12 protein-coding genes and 1 pseudogene are annotated in these 16,035 nt (G+C 57.4%); 9 read left to right on the forward strand and 4 right to left on the reverse strand.

Annotation, left to right across the window (positions count from 1 at the left end; all coding sequences use genetic code 11):
- Nucleotides 1–7 precede the first annotated feature (7 nt).
- From AC0L7S_RS04560 to AC0L7S_RS04600, 9 genes and pseudogenes are all read left to right on the forward strand, one after another.
- Nucleotides 8–1,996 carry an oxidoreductase gene (locus AC0L7S_RS04560; protein WP_473473276.1) on the forward strand — a complete coding sequence of 663 codons (1,989 nt, stop codon included), beginning with the start codon at nucleotides 8–10 and terminating at the stop codon, nucleotides 1,994–1,996.
- 331 nt (nucleotides 1,997–2,327) lie between these two features.
- The gene (locus AC0L7S_RS04565; protein WP_473473277.1) at nucleotides 2,328–3,638 is read left to right on the forward strand and encodes an ABC transporter substrate-binding protein; all 1,311 of its coding nucleotides are present in this window, start codon (nucleotides 2,328–2,330) and stop codon (nucleotides 3,636–3,638) included.
- Between the two features lie 96 nt (nucleotides 3,639–3,734).
- The gene (locus tag AC0L7S_RS04570) at nucleotides 3,735–4,607 is read left to right on the forward strand and encodes a carbohydrate ABC transporter permease (protein WP_473473278.1); all 873 of its coding nucleotides are present in this window, start codon (nucleotides 3,735–3,737) and stop codon (nucleotides 4,605–4,607) included.
- A 15-nt stretch (nucleotides 4,608–4,622) separates the two neighbouring features.
- Nucleotides 4,623–5,447, forward strand: coding sequence for a carbohydrate ABC transporter permease (locus tag AC0L7S_RS04575; protein WP_473473279.1), 825 nt, complete (start codon nucleotides 4,623–4,625; stop codon nucleotides 5,445–5,447).
- A 169-nt stretch (nucleotides 5,448–5,616) separates the two neighbouring features.
- Nucleotides 5,617–6,614, forward strand: a pseudogene (locus AC0L7S_RS04580) (ABC transporter ATP-binding protein).
- A complete protein-coding gene (locus AC0L7S_RS04585; RefSeq protein WP_473473280.1) occupies nucleotides 6,615–7,385 on the forward strand; it encodes an L-iditol 2-dehydrogenase in 771 nt (256 codons plus the stop codon).
- Between the two features lie 39 nt (nucleotides 7,386–7,424).
- Nucleotides 7,425–8,903 (forward strand): mannitol dehydrogenase family protein, encoded by a 1,479-nt coding sequence (locus AC0L7S_RS04590; RefSeq protein WP_473473281.1) that lies wholly within the window; start codon nucleotides 7,425–7,427, stop codon nucleotides 8,901–8,903.
- Between the two features lie 303 nt (nucleotides 8,904–9,206).
- On the forward strand, nucleotides 9,207–10,793 hold the full coding sequence (locus AC0L7S_RS04595) for an FGGY-family carbohydrate kinase (RefSeq protein WP_473473282.1): 1,587 nt from the start codon (nucleotides 9,207–9,209) through the stop codon (nucleotides 10,791–10,793).
- A gap of 186 nt (nucleotides 10,794–10,979) precedes the next feature.
- Nucleotides 10,980–12,374: an MATE family efflux transporter gene (locus tag AC0L7S_RS04600; protein WP_473473283.1), complete on the forward strand. Its 1,395-nt coding sequence runs from the start codon at nucleotides 10,980–10,982 to the stop codon at nucleotides 12,372–12,374.
- 140 nt (nucleotides 12,375–12,514) lie between these two features.
- Here AC0L7S_RS04600 and AC0L7S_RS04605 read toward each other — a convergent pair whose 3' ends face one another.
- The 4 genes from AC0L7S_RS04605 to AC0L7S_RS04620 are packed head-to-tail and all read right to left on the reverse strand — an operon-like array spanning nucleotide 12,515 to nucleotide 15,973.
- A complete protein-coding gene (locus AC0L7S_RS04605; RefSeq protein ID WP_473473284.1) occupies nucleotides 12,515–13,294 on the reverse strand; it encodes a carbon-nitrogen hydrolase family protein in 780 nt (259 codons plus the stop codon).
- A complete protein-coding gene (locus AC0L7S_RS04610; RefSeq protein WP_473473285.1) occupies nucleotides 13,291–14,088 on the reverse strand; it encodes an ABC transporter permease in 798 nt (265 codons plus the stop codon). The genes AC0L7S_RS04605 and AC0L7S_RS04610 overlap by 4 nt, the downstream gene beginning before the upstream one ends.
- Nucleotides 14,085–14,939, reverse strand: coding sequence for an ABC transporter permease (locus tag AC0L7S_RS04615; protein WP_473473286.1), 855 nt, complete (start codon nucleotides 14,937–14,939; stop codon nucleotides 14,085–14,087). Before AC0L7S_RS04615 ends, AC0L7S_RS04610 begins: the two co-directional genes overlap by 4 nt.
- Nucleotides 14,936–15,973, reverse strand: coding sequence for an ABC transporter ATP-binding protein (locus AC0L7S_RS04620; RefSeq protein ID WP_473473287.1), 1,038 nt, complete (start codon nucleotides 15,971–15,973; stop codon nucleotides 14,936–14,938). The genes AC0L7S_RS04615 and AC0L7S_RS04620 overlap by 4 nt, the downstream gene beginning before the upstream one ends.
- Nucleotides 15,974–16,035: the final 62 nt, after the last annotated feature.

Consider the following 16,035-nt stretch of genomic DNA (forward strand, 5'->3'; position numbering starts at 1 on the left):
ACTGCGAATGGAAGGGCGAACATTCACACGTCTGTTCACACCGGTGAAACTACGCAGCAAGACGCTGAGGAACAGGATCGTCTTTGGCGCGCACACGGCAAATATGGCACTCAACGGCCTGCCAACCGAGCAGCATGTCGCCTACTACGCCGAGCGAGCTATAGGCGGGGCTGCAATGATTGTCGTCGAGCCGATGCCGGTCCATGCCGCTGCCGTCCTGACGCGCGGAAATTTTCGCCATTCAAGTGATGATGTCGTTCCCCATTTCAGAAAAGTCACCGACGCCATCCGCTCAAATGGCGCGATTGCCATCCAGCAACTCTACCATGTCGGGCAGCATGGCGACGCTGACAATTCGTTCCATGCCAATTGGTCGCCATCCGGCCTGCCAAGCTTTCACGATTCCGATGGATCACACCGAATGAGTGAGGCCGAGATCGAGGAAACGATTAACGGCTTTGTGCAGGCGGCGCGGCGATGCCGTGAAGCCGGTTTTGACGGCGTTGAAATATGGGCCGCCTACCACGCGCTTCTCGATCAGTTCTGGACACCCTGGTCAAACCTTCGCGATGATTGCTGGGGTGGCAGTCTCGAAAACCGCACCCGCTTCAGCCGGGAAATTGCGATGCGCATTCGCAAGATGTGTGGCGACGATTTCATCATCGGCATGGCCGTCAATGACGAGCCTGATGTGGAGGTCGCACTTGGTCGGGAATCGCTTGCGGAAATCATTGCGCTGCATGACCGCGACCACCTTGTCGATTATGTTACCTGCGGCACCGGCAGCTATTTCGACTTCAACAAGTTGATGCCGACTTTCATCTACCCCGAAAAACTCGGGGCCGACCTTGCCAGCGTGTTGAAGGGTGCCGTCAGCCACGCTCTTGTTACAGCCGAAAGCCATATCCGCACGCCGGAAAACGCCGAAAGCGTTCTCAGTGAAGGCAAGGCCGATCTCGTATCGATTGTTCGCGGCCAGATTGCCGATCCGCATCTTGCCAACAAGGCGGCTGCGGGTCGCCCTGATGACATTCGCGGATGCCTGTCGTGCAATCAGATGTGCTGGGGTCGCCGGTCGCGCGACTACTGGATCAGTTGTGTCGTGAACCCTTCTGCCGGACGGGAATGGGAATGGGGTGGCGATCGTTTTTCACCGGCCCAACAGCGAAAACGAATTCTGGTTGTCGGCGGTGGGCCGGCCGGCCTCGAAGCGGCGCGTGTCTCTGCCGAACGTGGTCACAATGTCGTTCTGGCAGAAGCATCACCGCTGCTTGGCGGGCAATTCAGGCTTGCAGGTCTTCAACCGCGCCGCGCCCAGATCCTCGATCTCATCTCCTGGTATGAGCGTCAATTGAGCGCGTTGGGGGTGGATGTGCGCACCAATTCCTATCTGGATGCCGAGGCGATTGAAGCGGAAAAGGCTGATGAGGTCATTTTGGCCACTGGCTCGCTTCCTACCGAAACGGGCTTTCAAAAAGCGCTGCCTCAGTTTGCAACGCTGCCGGGTCTTGAAAATGGAAACGTGTTTTCCGCTGAATCAATCATGGTGCGTGAAGCCCGCCCGGGCAAACGGGTTATTGTTCTCGACGAGGGTGGCAACTGGAAAGGTTGCGGCACAGCCTGGAAACTTGCCGAGGACGGGCACGAGGTGGTTCTGGTGACGCCGGACGCACTTGTCGGCAAGGAACTTCAGCGGACCGCAGCGGACTTTCCGCTGCGGCGCAATCTGACCAAACTTGGCGCGCGCTTCATGACCGAGTGCGCCATCATTGAATGGACGGGAACGGCGGCGCGCGTAATTTCCCTGCTCGACGAGCATGAGCAATTGATCGAAGCGGACGCGATTGTCTTCGCATCCGCAAATCACGCCGAGGACAGTCTTGTCAGTGATCTCGAAGCGCGCGGCATTGCGTTTTCTACAATCGGTGATTGTTCAGCAGCGCGACAGGCGCCATATGCCATCCATGATGGCCGCAAGATCGCACTGGGTCTTTGAAGTCCCAATAGATTTGATCAAGCTCATATTTGATCGAAATCGGGCGAATTGTTCGAAATAAACCTCTGATCCGCCGATTGTGGAATCTTTAACGTGACCGCTAATTGAAAATGGCGGCGCGAATGCATGTCCGTCGCCGCGCATCGCCACACAACTCGCAGATGCATTGCCCTGCACGCCCGTGCCAAACAGGCACGCCACTCAGAAAAGCAAAGCAAGCGACGTTTCAATTTGCACTGCAACAACGATTTTGGCTTGACATAAATCATATTAAATGAATAATTGCTCACAGCCAAGGCAAATGCTCACCTTGGAATTTGGGAGGATTTAGATGAAACTTCACTCGCTCATTCTCGGAATGTGTTCGGCCAGCGTGCTTGCTTTTTCAGCGCATGCCGAATCCATCACCATCGCCACCGTCAACAATGGCGATATGGTCCGCATGCAAAAATTGACCGACGACTTCACAGCCAAGAACCCCGACATTGAACTGCAATGGGTAACACTGGAAGAAAACGTGTTGCGCGAACGCGTCACCACCGATGTCGCCACCAAGGGCGGCCAATATGATGTGATGACGATTGGTACTTACGAGGTTCCGATCTGGGCCAAGCAGGGCTGGCTTCTACCGCTCGAAAATCTCGGCCCGGATTATGACGCTGCCGACATCATTCCAGCCATTGCTGGCGGTCTCTCGGCTAACGGGAAACTCTACGCAGCGCCATTCTACGGCGAAAGCTCCTTTGTCATGTACCGCAAGGACCTGATGGAAAAAGCCGGGCTGACCATGCCCGACGCGCCAAGCTGGGACTTCATCCGCGAGGCCGCCGACAAGATGACCGACCGCGCCAATGGCATCAACGGCATTTGCCTTCGTGGCAAGGCCGGCTGGGGCGAGAACATGGCATTCTTGACAGCCATGTCGAACTCATTCGGCGCGCGCTGGTTTGATGAAAACTGGCAGCCGCAGTTCGACCAGCCCGAATGGAAGAAGACGCTGCAATTTTATGTCGACCTGATGAAGGCCGACGGCCCGGAAGGCTCATCGTCAAACGGCTTCAATGAAAATCTGGCGCTGTTCCAGCAGGGCAAATGCGGCATGTGGATCGACGCGACCGTCGCTGCATCCTTTGTCTCCAACCCGACGGACTCGACCGTTGCCGACAAGGTCGGCTATGCTCTCGCGCCCGACAATGGCCTTGGCAAACGTGGTAACTGGTTGTGGGCCTGGTCACTCGGCATTCCTGCCGGCACCCAGAAAGCTGAAGCTGCCGAGAAGTTCGTGGCCTGGGCAACCAGCAAGGAATATCTCGATCTCGTAGCGTCGAAGGAAGGCTGGGCCAATGTGCCTCCCGGCACCCGCACCTCGCTTTACGAAAACCCTGAATACCTGAAGGCAGCACCCTTCGCCAAGATGACGCTGGACTCCATCAATTCCGCAGATCCGACAAGCCCGACCGTCAAGCCGGTCCCGTATGTCGGCGTCCAGTTCGTCGCCATCCCCGAATTCCAGGGGCTTGGCACGACAGTTGGCCAGCTGTTTTCCGCGGCTCTGGCTGGACAGTCCAGCGTCGACGACGCCCTTGCCGCTGCACAAACCGCAGCCGTTCGGGAAATGACCCGCGCAGGCTACATAAAATAAGGCATCCTCCCGATGCCTGGCCGCCCGATTCCCAGTCCGGGCGGCCATTTTTGAAACGCTTCGAAGATCAATCTGTTTGAACGCAGGGTGGGTGCCATGGCTACTCGACAAACCCGCACGCTGGCGCGCTTCATGATGGCGCCATCCGTAGTCCTTCTCCTGATCTGGATGGTCGTGCCACTGGCAATGACACTGTGGTTCTCATTCCAGAACTACAATCTTCTCAACCCTGGCAATGTCAGCTTTGCCGGCCTGTTCAATTACAAATTTTTCTATTCCGATCCGGCATTCTTCCAGTCGATCTGGAACACGCTGGTTATCGTCGTTGGCGTCCTGATGATCACGGTCATCGGTGGAATTGCGTTGGGCCTTCTTCTTGATCAGCCGATCTTCGGACAAGGCATCGTCCGCATTCTTGTCATCTCGCCGTTCTTCGTCATGCCGCCTGTCGCAGCACTGGTGTGGAAGAACATGATCATGCACCCGCAATATGGTGTGTTTGCCGATATTGCGCAGTTCTTCGGGCTGAAACCGATCGACTGGTTTGGTCAGTATCCGCTTTTGTCGATCGTCATCATCGTTGCCTGGCAATGGCTGCCCTTTGCCACGCTTATCCTGCTCACGGCGTTGCAATCGCTCGACGATGAACAGAAGGAAGCGGCCGAAATGGACGGAGCCGGCTTCGTCAGCCGCTTCATCTACCTGACGCTGCCACACATAGCGCGCGCCATCACCGTGGTCATCCTTATCCAGACCATCTTCCTGCTTGGCATCTATGCCGAGATCCTGGTCACCACCAATGGGGGTCCGGGTTATGCGTCAACCAACCTGCCATTCCTGATCTATCGCACCGCACTTCTTGGCTACGATGTGGGCGGCGCGTCGGCGGGCGGCATCATCGCAGTCGTTCTTGCCAATGTCGTTGCCATTTTCCTGATGCGCGCGGTCGGCAAGAACCTGGACAAATAGGCGAGGAGATAATTCATGGCACGCGCAGTCTCAACCCAATCAAAGATCGGCTGGACGCTTTTCGCCTGGGTGGTTGCCCTGCTGATCTTCTTTCCCATCCTCTACACCATCATCACCAGCTTCAAATCGGAGACGGAAGCCATCGCCGGCTTCAATCTGATCCCATCGGGAACGCTGGAGAGTTATGGCGAAGTGCAGTCGCAATATAATTACTTCAAGCCGTTCCTGAACTCCGTGATCCTTTCGGTCGGCTCTACCATTCTTGCGCTTATCATCGCCATTCCGGCGGCATGGTCGATGGCTTTTGCGCCGACGAAGCACACCAAGGACATCTTGATGTGGATGCTGTCCACCAAGATGATGCCTGCGGTCGCGGTGCTGGTGCCGATGTATCTCATCTTCCGCGACTGGGGGCTGCTCGACAGCCGCATCGGCCTCACGATCATGCTGACACTCATTAACCTGCCGATCGTGGTGTGGATGCTCTACACCTATTTCCGCGAAATTCCGGGTGAAATTCTGGAAGCCGCGCGTATGGACGGCGCCACGCTGTGGGGCGAAATCGTCTATGTGCTGACGCCAATGGCCGTGCCAGGCATTGCCTCGACGCTTCTTCTCAACATCATTCTCGCCTGGAACGAGGCATTCTGGACGATCCGCCTGACAACGACCAATGCAGCACCATTGACCGCGTTCATTGCATCGTTTTCCAGCCCGCAAGGTCTGTTCTGGGCAAAGCTGTCAGCGGCATCGACGCTGGCCATCGCGCCGATCCTCATCATGGGCTGGTTCAGCCAGAAACAGTTGGTTCGGGGCCTGACCTTTGGAGCCGTGAAGTAACAGGTGCCGCGATTGCGCGGTACCACCTGAGCATCGGAGCGAAAAGTGACCACCGTTTTTCGCAATGCCCCGATGCTCGATCAAAATGAAAGAGCATCCCTTGTGCGCCCAATTGGACGCACCGCGCTCTGGAAAATCGACGGACGAGAACCCCTTGCGGGAGGACAATATGGGTAACATCACGCTGAAAAATGTCTCCAAATCGTTCGGGGCAACGACGATCATTCCCAATATCGATCTCAACATCGAAGATGGCGAATTCGTTGTGTTCGTCGGGCCTTCCGGCTGCGGCAAATCAACCCTGCTGCGGTTGATTGCGGGGCTGGAAGACACCAGCGGCGGCACGATCAGCATTGACGGGCGTGACGTGACCGGAGAAGCACCGGCAAAACGCAAACTTGCCATGGTGTTCCAGTCCTACGCACTTTACCCGCATATGTCGGTGGCAAAAAACATTGCCTTCCCGTTGAAAATGGCGGGCGAGAGCCAGTCGGTCATCGACAAGAAGGTCAGTGACGCAGCGCACGTCCTCAATCTCACCGATTACCTCGAGCGACGCCCCGGCCAACTTTCCGGCGGCCAGCGCCAGCGCGTTGCCATCGGGCGCGCCATCGTGCGCCAGCCTTCTGCCTTCCTGTTTGACGAACCCTTGTCCAATCTCGATGCCGCCTTGCGCGGCACGATGCGCCTCGAGATCAGCGAACTGCATCATCAGTTGAAGACCACGATGGTCTACGTGACGCATGATCAGGTCGAGGCGATGACGATGGCCGACAAGATCGTTGTTCTGAATGCCGGAAATGTCGAGCAGGTCGGTTCACCGATGGAGCTTTACAAGACGCCGAAAAACCTTTTCGTGGCGGGGTTCATCGGCTCACCCAAGATGAACCTGATCGCGGGCGCACCAGCCGCCAGGCACGGTGCCAAAACGATCGGCATCCGGCCTGAGCATCTCAAGATTTCCACCAAGGAGGAGATTGGAAAGCCGTTGTCGGCGTCGCCGAGCATCTGGGCTCCGACACGTTCCTTCATGTGCAGACGGACAGCGTCGGCGCACTGACCGTGCGTGCGGACGGTGAATTGTCCGTGCGCCACGGTGACACGCTCTACCTGACGCCCAATCCGGAAAAGCTGCATCGCTTCGGTGACGACGGGAAAGCGCTGTAAATGCGCCTCAAGGGCAAATCCGCGCTGATTACGGGTTCGGCGCGTGGCATAGGACGCACCTTCGCGCAGACCTATGTGCGTGAAGGTGCAACGGTCGCCATTGCCGACATCGATCTGGAAGCTGCTCGGAAAACCGCATCTGAAATTGGCGGCTCTGCCTATGCAATTGTTCTGGACGTGACAGACCTCTCGTCTATCGCGTCAGCGATCAAGGCGGTCGAGACAAAGGCGGGTGGGCTCGACATTCTCATCAACAATGCGGCCTTGTTCGACCTCGCGCCTATCGTTGAAATCAGCAAGGCAAGCTACGACAGGCTGTTTGCCGTCAATGTCTCAGGCACGCTGTTCATGCTGCAAGCCGCAGCGCGCTCGATGATTGCCAAGGGTAAAGGCGGCAGGATCATCAATATGGCCTCTCAGGCGGGGCGGCGTGGCGAGCCGCTTGTCGCGGTTTACTGCGCAACAAAGGCTGCCGTCATCTCACTGACCCAATCCGCCGGGCTCGATCTCATCAAACATGGCATCAACGTCAATGCCATAGCGCCCGGCGTGGTTGACGGCGAACACTGGGATCACGTCGATGCATTGTTTGCCAAATATGAAAACCGCCCGAAAGGCGAGAAGAAGCGCCTCGTCGGCGAAAGCGTTCCCTATGGCCGTATGGGCACGCCAGACGATCTCGCCGGCATGGCCGTTTTCCTCGCCAGCGATGCAGCCGATTACATCGTTGCCCAAACCTACAATGTCGACGGCGGTCAGTGGATGAACTGAGCCCACACGCTCCGCACGGGACGACGGAAGGAACGAGCCATGACCATCAAACTGTCATCCGCCACGCTCGCGGACTTGCCTGACAACGTCGCGGGGCCAAAATATGATCGTGCGACTCTGACCCCCGGCATCCTGCATTTTGGCGTTGGCAATTTCCATCGCTCCCATCAGGCCGTTTATCTTGATGACCTGTTCAACTCGGGCGTCGGCCACGACTGGGCGTTGGTCGGCGCCGGCGTATTCGAGGGCGAAAAAATCGGGCGTGGCCTGCTTGCCGAACAGGATTGGCTGACCACAGTCGTCGAGCAGGACGAAGGCCATATGAGCGCGCGCGTTACCGGCGCGATGATCGATTTCATCGTACCGGGGGATACAACGGCCATAATCCAACGGCTTATCGAACCGTCCATCAGGATTGTCTCCCTCACCATTACCGAGGGTGGCTATTTCATCGATCCGGCGTCCGGACATTTCAATCCAACCCATGCCGACATCGTTGCCGACGCCCGAAATATCACACAGCCGAAAACAGTGTTCGGCATTATTCTCGCCGGTCTCATGCGCCGACGCGCCGATGGCATTGTGCCGTTCACCATCATGTCGTGCGACAACATTCCCCATAATGGGCGCGTCACGTCTGACTGTGTCATCGGGCTGGCAAAACTGATCGACGAAGACCTGGCCGTCTGGGTTTCTGAAAATGTCGCCTTCCCCAACAGCATGGTCGATCGCATCACACCGGCAACGTCGGACCGGGAACGTGGCATTCTTGCCAATGAGTTTGGGGTGCAGGACAGTTGGCCGGTGTTTTGCGAACCGTTTCGGCAATGGGTTCTGGAGGATCATTTTACCGATGGCCGGCCACCGCTGGAAACCGTCGGCGTGCAATTCGTGCCGGAGGTCGCCCCTTACGAACTCATGAAAATACGCATTCTCAACGGTGGCCATGCGGCTATCGCCTACCCGGCCGGGTTGATGGATATCCATTTCGTGCACGAAGCCATGCAGGAACCACTTGTGCGTGGCTTTCTGGCAAAGCTGGAGCGGGAGGAAATCATTCCAACCGTGCCGCCGGTTCCCGACACCAGTCTCGTTGACTATTACCAACTCATCGACAAGCGGTTTTCCAACCCCAAGATCGGCGATACGGTCCGCCGGCTTTGTCTCGACGGCTCCAACCGGCAGCCAAAATTCATCATCCCGACGATTGCCGATCGGTTGAAGGAGAACAAAGGCATTTCAGGCCTCGCGCTGGAATCGGCATTGTGGTGCCGCTATTGTTTCGGCACCACGGATTCAGGTGCCACCATCGAAGCCAACGATCCCAATTGGGAACGGTTGCAGGCAAGCGCGAAGGCGGCGAAGGATGCCCCCGGAACATGGCTTGCGATGGATGATATATATGGCAATGTCGGGCGCTCACCTGTCTTTGCTGCCGCCTTTACCCATGCGCTGAATGAGCTTTGGGCGCTGGGCGCGCGCGAAACCCTGACGCACTATCTTTCCGACCGACTTTGACGGACAAGCGCTTCTCCTAAGTTTACAGTTACATATTGGTTTGCGCTCCTTCGCGCCCCTCTGTCCTGCCAAGTTGGTCAAGGAGTGGCATCAATGGCGATTGGCCAATCTCCCCACCTGAGGGGGAGATGTCCGACAGGACAGAGGGGGTAATATTCACATTGATAGCCGCAGAACCGAATTCGCAACTGGTGTGCTAACGCGCCTTTGGCTGCTTGCTTCGCAGGTATTGAACCTTATAGTCTCGCATAGACGGCAACCGGTTGAGGCGATTGCCGATCTGGATCGAGCGAGATAAGACCATTGAAGAGCGGATATGTCTGCGCCGTCGATGTTGGCACGGGAAGTGCGCGGGCAGGTATTCTCGACTGTTCCGGTGCTGTCCTTGGCCGGGCAGAACACCCAATCGCCATGCACCAGCCTCGCACTGACCATGCCGAGCATGATTCACAAGACATCTGGAATGCTGTTTGCGCTGCTGTGCAGGCAGCGCGCGATAAGGCAGGCATAGCAGCGCACGACATTGTCGGCCTTTCATTCGATGCGACCTGTTCGCTGGTCGTGCGTGCGAAAAATGGCGGACAACTCACCGTTTCAACAAGTGGGGAGAGCCGGTGGGACACCATCGTATGGCTCGACCATCGTGCCATTGCCGAGGCCGATGAATGTAGCGCAACCGGCCACGCGGTGCTTTCCCACAGCGGCGGTGTCATGTCGCCCGAGATGGCGACGCCGAAGCTGATGTGGCTGAAACGGCATCTACCCGAAACTTGGGAGCAGGCAGGCTACATCTTCGATCTTGCCGATTTTCTGTCGTGGAAGGCGACAGGCTCGCTTGCCCGCTCGCAATGTACGCTCACCGCCAAATGGACCTATCTGGCGCATGAAACCGACGGCTGGCGAAGGGATTTCTTTGCCAGCGTCGGATTGGACGACCTTTTCGACCACGGCAGTCTGCCGCAGCATGCAAGCCCGGTCGGCGCCAATATCGGTTCGCTCCTGCCAAGCGCCGCCACTGACCTTGGCCTGACGCAACAATGCCGGGTCGGAGCGGGCGCGATAGACGCCTATGCCGGTGCGCTTGGCGTGCTGGGCGGCTTTGCCGAGGATGGCGACGACATCACCCGGCATCTGGCGCTGATTGCCGGCACCTCAAGCTGTGTCATGGCCATGTCAGCACAAGCGCAGTCCTTGGCCGGTTTCTGGGGCCCCTATTATGGTGTGGCGCTGCCAAAGCTGTGGTTGCTGGAAGGCGGACAATCGGCCACCGGGGCACTGCTTGACCATATCATCCGCTGGCATGGTGCGGGCGGCAACCCGAATGCGAGCACCCATGCAAGAATATGCGTGCGGATCATGGAAATGCGCGAGGTGGAGGGACTTGACCTCGCCGGTCGCTTGCATGTGCTGCCGGATTTTCATGGCAACCGCTCACCATTTGGCGATCCACGCGCGCTTGGCGTCATCAGCGGGCTGACGCTCGATTCCTCTTTCGACAGCCTGTGCAGGCTTTACTGGCGCACCTGCGTCGCCATTGCGCTTGGCGTGCGCCATGTGCTGGAAACGCTGAACGAGAACGGCTATCTGATCGACACGCTTCACGTCACCGGCGGACACACGAAAAACCCGTTGTTGATGGAACTTTATGCCGACACCACCGGATGCAATGTCACCGAACCCCTGGTTGATGAGGCCGTGCTGGTCGGAACAGGCATGATCGCGGCGACGGCTGCGGGCCTTTTTGATCATCTCGAAGCTGCCTGCGCGGCGATGCGCCAGCGCGGCAAGACACGCCAGCCCAACCGGGCAGCGGCAGCGCGCTTTGATCGGGACTACCGCATTTTCCTTGAAATGCATCGCCAAAGACAGGCGCTCGACGCAATCAAATAGCCAGCCTTGCCCGTCACGCATTGCGCGAAAAACGGCTGTGGCTCAACGATTATGGCGTCAAAGCCTCTTGTTTTCGCGGCAAAATGAGAGCAAATCCACAATTCTGCGCAGGAAATTCCGTTTCTTGCGCTGAAAATGCGCGGTTTCCGGATAAAATCCGACGCACCGCATTCGGAAAGTGCAACAATGAGTGCGATTGAAGCCGGTGCGCCAGCACGGGAATATCTCTGGCGTGACGAGATAAAAGCGACGCTTGCACTGGCGTGGCCGATGGTGCTTACCAATCTCGGGCAAACGGCGATGACGGCCACCGATGTCATGATGATGGGACGGCTGGGACCGAACGCGCTGGCCTCCGGCGCTCTCGGTTCGAACCTCTATTTCATGCCGATGATTTTCGGACTTGGGCTGATGCTCGCCACCTCACCGATGATGGCGAGCGAGCTTGGCCGCAAGAACCATTCGGTGCGCGACATTCGCCGCACCGTTCGCCAGGGCCTGTGGCTGGCGGTTTTCATCTCGATCCCGATCTGGATGTTCCTGTGGAATGGTGATGCCGTCCTGCTCGCCATGGGGCAAAACCCGGACCTGTCGCACGATGCGGGCGTTTACCTGCGCTGGCTGCAATGGGCGGTATTGCCGTTTTTCGGGTATATCGTGCTGCGCTCGTTCATCTCGGCGCTGGAACGCCCTCGATGGGCGTTGGTCATCGTGTTTGTGGCCGTCGCCAGCAACGTCCTCTTCAACTGGCTTTTCATGTTCGGCAATCTGGGCCTTCCCCGCATGGGCATCGCCGGAGCTGGCGTTGCAACCACGCTTTCCAGCTTGATGATGTTTGCAGGCATGGTTGCGGTGGTTGTCATGGAAAGAAAATTCCGCCGCTATCGTCTGTTTGGCCGTTTCTGGCGAGCCGACTGGCCGCGTTTCAATGGTCTTCTCAAGCTTGGTCTGCCGATTGCAGGTATCCTTGCTTTTGAAGTGACGATTTTCAATGTGGCTGGCTTGTTCATGGGTTTGATCGGCGCGGCATCTCTCGCGGCTCACGCTATCGCCATGCAGATCGCCTCAATCTCATTCATGGTGCCGATGGGGTTGAACCAGGCCGTGACCGTTCGGGTTGGCCGGGCTCATGGTTCGCGCAACGCCAGTGCCGTCAGCCGTGCGGGCTGGACCTCTTATGTTATCGGCGTCGGCTTCATGGCATCGATGGGAATGGTCATGATCACGGCGCCACATCTTCTGATCAGCGCCTTCATCGACGTCAACAATCCGGTAAACAACCACGTCATAGCACTTGCCGTATCGTTTCTGACATTTGCAGCACTCTTCCAGATATTCGACGGCGCGCAAGCCGTTGCCTCCGGTATGTTGCGTGGGCTGCACGACACCAAAGTGCCAATGGTCTATGCGGCCATCGGTTATTGGGGTATCGGACTGCCTCTTGGGGCGTTGCTGGCATTTCACTTCGGTCTGGCCGGTATCGGCATATGGATAGGTCTTGCAACGGGGCTTGCCGTTGTTGCCGTTCTGCTTCTTGCACGGTGGCTGCGGCGCGACCGATTGGAGCAGTTCCGCTATTGATAAAAGCCTCCAAACCACTCGACATTTTTACGCAATTCCGAACGAAAACCGCTACACACTTTTCTTGGAATTGCTCTTTAAAGATTATGTTTTGCGCAATTCCGAACGGAAAACCGCTGCACACTTTTCCTGGAATTGCTTCAGCCGAGCCTGAGATCGGTAAGGTAAGGATTTTCATCCCGCGCCTGCTGGTACATATCCGGTTCGAGATCGGCAATCAGCAGTTCCTCGACGTCCGGGCCAGCGGCTGCCAGCATATTGCCGTCAGGTGCGGCGATGCCGGAAAGACCGGCATAGGCAAACAAGGCATCTGACATGCAGTGATTCACATAAGCGACGAAAACCTGATTTTCGTAGGCCCGAACCGGTATCATCTTTCGCGCTATGAATTCGGCATGATCGCTTGCTGGCAAGGCCGTCGGCACAAGGACCGCCTGGGCTCCGGCCATTGCCAACCGGCGGACATTTTCCGGGAACTCAACATCGTAGCAAACCAGCACGCCGATCTTCAAACCACCATGTTCGAAGATGCAAGCGGTGGGGCGTTCCGGTTTGAACAGGTCGCGTTCATACGGTCCATAGAGATGTGACTTGCGATAGACAACCGGCGGCTTGTCGCCATCGATAAACATGGCGCTGTTATAGACGTCATCGCCGATCCGTTCGGCAAATCCGGTCAGGATTGAAATGCCCAGGTCACTTGAGACTCCGGCCAGATGCTTCCAATTCTCACCATTGGGAGTTTGCGCGAGCCTGGCCATTTCCGCGCCAGCGCCATAACCGCATATGGCAAGTTCGGGAGCGACGAGCAGGGATGCGCCCTGCCCGGCAGCTTTACGCGCGGCGTTTTCCAGCTTCGCGAGATTGGCCGCGACGTCGCCCGGAACTGCCTGCATCTGGAATGCCGCGATACGCATCACTTGCCTTCCGAGCCCATTGCGCCAAGCAACCGCCTGATGTCGCCGAAGCGCGCAATCGAACCGAAAACGAGGGCGGCAACGGCCACGAAGAACACGGAGACAGACGCCATGGTTGGCGTATAGCCATAGCGCAGCGCATTGAAAATCTTGATTGGCAGCGTCTCCGTGGTGAACCCGATCGTCATATAGGCAACGATGTATTCATTGAGCGAGAGAACGAAGGCAAAGGCATATCCAGAAACCAGATAGGGCAGGATAAGCGGTAGCACGACAGTCTTGAGGACCGTCTTGTCATCGGCCCCCATCGTCGCTGCAGCCTCCACCAGCGAGCGGTCAATGGAGGCGAAGCCAAGCGACAATGTTACGAGCGGCAGCGTTACGAAGAAAATTCCGTGGCTGATGATGGCCGTGAAGAACTGGCCGAACAGGCCGACCGTCGCCCAAAACGTCAAAAAGCCAAGGGCGGTGATAACCGGAGGCAGGATGAAGGGTGCCAGCCCCAGCACCTGAAAGATATTCGCCCACGGTGCAATGCGTCGCCACAGGAACCATGCAAGCGGCAACGCGATTGCGACCGCCATTGCTGCCGCACAGATGGCAAGCGTAACCGAATGGATCAATGCCAGCCGCCAGCCGGAATCGGTAAATATCTGCCCGTACCAGGCAAATGAAAAGCCGACCGGTGGAAAGCTGAGTGTCTGCTTCTCATTGACGGAAACGCCGGCCACCACAATCAGCGGTGCCGCCAGAAACAGCGCCACAGCCAAGAAATACAAGCGGCGCAGCGCGGTCATAATGCGTTCTCCTTGCGACCCACCAGCAATGTCAGCCCGACAAAGGCGAGCGATATCAGCACGAGGAATACAGCCATTGCAGCGGCAAACGGCATGTTCGACTGATAAATCGCCTGATCGGTAATGAGCACAGACAATGTCCAGTGCTGCGGACGACCGAGGATTTGCGGCAACAGATATGAGCCGAGCGCAAAGACAAAGACCATGATCAATGTCGCGACAAGCGTGTTGCGCAACGCCGGGGTGACGACGTTGAGAAATGCGCGAACCGGGGAGGCTCCAAGCGTGCGCGCTGCCTCAAGCAGCGTTGGGTCAAGCCGCACCAGCGCCGGGTAAAGCACCAGTATGGTGTAGGGCAGCGCCTGATAGACCATGCCGGTCAAAACCGCGCCGAAGCTCGGCAGTAACGCCACCGGTTTATCCATCAAGCCAATCGCCACGAAAAGGTTGGTGATGCCTGCGGTGCGCGAAAACAGGGTTGACCAGGCAAAGCCGATAATGACCTCCGACAATGACAGCACGGACAACAGGCCGACCAGCCACAAGGTCTGTACCTTACGCGGGCATTTGGTCAGCATGTATGTGAACGGAAAGGCAATGACGACACAACAGATGGCGACCGCCACCGCAAGCATCAGCGAAAAGCCGAGGACCGAACCGAAAAACAGCGACAAGAAGCGTGCATAATTGTCGAAAACGAAGTCCGGCGTGTAGAACCCGGCAGGGTTGCGCTTGAAGAAACTCACCGCAATCATCGTCGAGAAAGGAACGACGAAAAACACCAGCAACATCAGCGCCGGGAAAAACAGCGGCGTATAATCGGCTACCGATCTGGGCGCTTCGCGTCTCATTGTTTCAAGACCACGCAACTTTCCGGCGGCAATACGAGGCCAACGCTTTGACCTACGCTGAATTGTGGCCGTTCACGCGGTGTGGCGACCGCTATGATGGTGGTCGCGCCAACCTCGACAAAGGTCTCTACGGTGCCGCCGAGATCGCGCACAAAACTCACCTTGCCGGAAACCGCCCCCGCTTCGGGGGCGGCAACGCGCACGTCTTCGGGGCGGATCGACAACGAGGCTTTTGCCATGCCGTCAGGCATGGAAAGACCGGGAACAGCATTGCCCAGAACCATCGTCCTGCCTGCGTTGTCGCGCTCTATCGGAAGCAAATTGGTGATACCTATAAAGTCTGCGACGAACGCATCTGCGGGTTTGCGGTATATCTCGACGGGCGGTGCAGCCTGCAATATCTTGCCCTTGCCCATGACGACGACGAGATCGGCCATGGTCATGGCCTCACGCTGATCATGGGTCACGACGATGGTGGTGATGCCGAGTTGTTGCTGCAACTGGCGAAGTTCCACCTGCATGGTTTCGCGCAGCTTGGCATCGAGCGCCGATAGCGGTTCGTCGAGCAAAAACAGCTTGGGCGATAAAGCCAGTGCACGGGCGATGGCAACGCGCTGGCGCTGGCCGCCCGAAAGCTTGGCCACTGGCCGGTCAGCGAAACCCGGCAAGGCAATCAGTTCGAGGAGTTCATCGACACGCTTTTTCTGATCCGGTTTCGATGCGCCGCGAATGCGCAACGCATAGGCAATGTTGTCGCCCACACTCAGATGCGGAAACAGTGCCAGCGACTGGAAGACCATGCCGAGATTGCGCTTGTGGGTGGGGATTGGCGTGATGTCATCGCCGTCAAGGACGATAGCGCCATGGGTCGGCTCTTCAAGCCCCGCGATCATCCTCAATAGCGTGGTCTTGCCGCAGCCTGACGGGCCAAGCAGACACACGAATGTGCCATGCGGCACCGCGAGGTCAACGCTGTCGACTGCACGAAAGTCGCCAAATTTTTTGGTGATGCCCTGAATGGAAAGGCCGGACATGATTTCTCCCTGCCAGAGATGGCTGGCACCGTGGCGCTTGCGCTATCCTACAACGGTGCGCT

This window comes from Mesorhizobium sp. G2-6-1, from assembly GCF_055809095.1.